Genomic DNA, 1,764 nt, shown 5'->3' on the forward strand with positions numbered 1-1,764 from the left:
ATACCAAATCTGTGAAATCTTAAATCCAACTAATTGTGATACAGCTACCGTTACTGTTAGCGTTACGGCTCCTTCTATTGTCGCTAATGATGATGCCGGAACTACTGTAAACGGTGCCAATGGCGGAACGGCTTTCTCCAATGTATTGGTTAACGATACTTTGAACGGGGTTCCTGTTTTGGCTTCGCAAGTGGCTACGACTTTTGTTTCTGCTTCGAATGCTGGTGTGACTTTATCGGGTACTGATGTGGTAGTGGCTGCGGGTACGCCTGCCGGTTCTTACACGTTAGTGTACCAAATCTGTGAAATACTAAATCCAACCAATTGTGATACAGCTACCGTTACCGTTAGCGTTACCGCTCCTGCTATTGTCGCTAATGATGATGCCGGAACTACTGTAAACGGTGCCAACGGCGGAACGGCTTTCAGCAATGTTTTGGTTAACGATACTTTAAACGGTGTGCCTGTTTTGGCTTCGCAAGTTGTCTTGACTACGGTTTCATCTTCGAATGCTGGTGTGACTTTATCGGGTACTGATGTGATAGTGGCTGCGGGTACGCCTGCGGGTTCTTACACGTTGGTGTACCAAATCTGTGAAATCTTAAATCCAACCAATTGTGATACGGCTACCGTTACTGTTAGCGTTACCGCTCCTGCTATTGTCGCTAATGATGATGCCGGAACTACTGTAAACGGTGCCAACGGCGGAACGGCTTTCACCAATGTTTTGGTTAACGATACTTTAAACGGTGTGCCTGTTTTGGCTTCGCAAGTTGTCTTGACTACGGTTTCATCTTCGAATGCTGGTGTGACTTTATCGGGTACTGATGTGGTAGTGGCTGCGGGTACGCCTGCCGGTTCTTACACGTTGGTGTACCAAATCTGTGAAATCTTAAATCCAACTAATTGTGATACAGCTACAGTTACCGTTAGCGTTACGGCTCCTGCTATTGTCGCTAATGATGATGCCGGAACTACTGTAAACGGTGCCAATGGCGGAACGGCTTTCTCCAATGTATTGGTTAACGATACTTTGAACGGGGTTCCTGTTTTGGCTTCGCAAGTGGCTACGACTTTCGTTTCATCTTCGAATGCTGGTGTGACTTTATCTGGTACTGATGTGGTAGTGGCTGCGGGTACGCCTGCTGGTTCTTACACTTTGGTGTACCAAATCTGTGAAATCTTAAATCCAACCAATTGTGATACGGCTACTGTTACTGTTAGCGTTACCGCTCCTGCTATTGTCGCTAATGATGATGCCGGAACTACTGTAAACGGTGCCAACGGCGGAACGGCTTTCTCCAATGTATTGGTTAACGATACTTTGAACGGGGTTCCTGTTTTGGCTTCGCAAGTGGCTACGACTTTCGTTTCATCTTCGAATGCTGGTGTGACTTTATCGGGTACTGATGTGGTAGTGGCTGCGGGTACGCCTGCTGGTTCTTACACGTTGGTGTACCAAATCTGTGAAATACTAAATCCAACCAATTGTGATACGGCTACCGTTACTGTTAGCGTTACAGCTCCTGCTATTGTCGCTAATGATGATGCCGGAACTACTGTAAACGGTGCCAATGGCGGAACGGCTTTCTCCAATGTATTGGTTAACGATACTTTGAACGGTGTGCCTGTTTTGGCTTCGCAAGTTGTCTTGACTACGGTTTCATCTTCGAATGCTGGTGTGACTTTATCGGGTACTGATGTGGTAGTGGCTGCGGGTACGCCTGCCGGTTCTTACACGTTGGTGTACCAAATCTGTGAAAT

Annotated in this window: 1 protein-coding gene; it reads left to right on the forward strand. The window is 46.7% G+C overall.

Features of this window, described 5'->3' with window-relative positions:
• On the forward strand, positions 1-1,764 hold a 1,764-nt coding region (locus IWX80_RS16905), incomplete at both ends, for a beta strand repeat-containing protein (RefSeq protein ID WP_442899857.1).

The organism is Flavobacterium sp. CAN_S2 (assembly GCF_015752255.1).
Taxonomy (GTDB): Bacteria; Bacteroidota; Bacteroidia; order Flavobacteriales; family Flavobacteriaceae; genus Flavobacterium.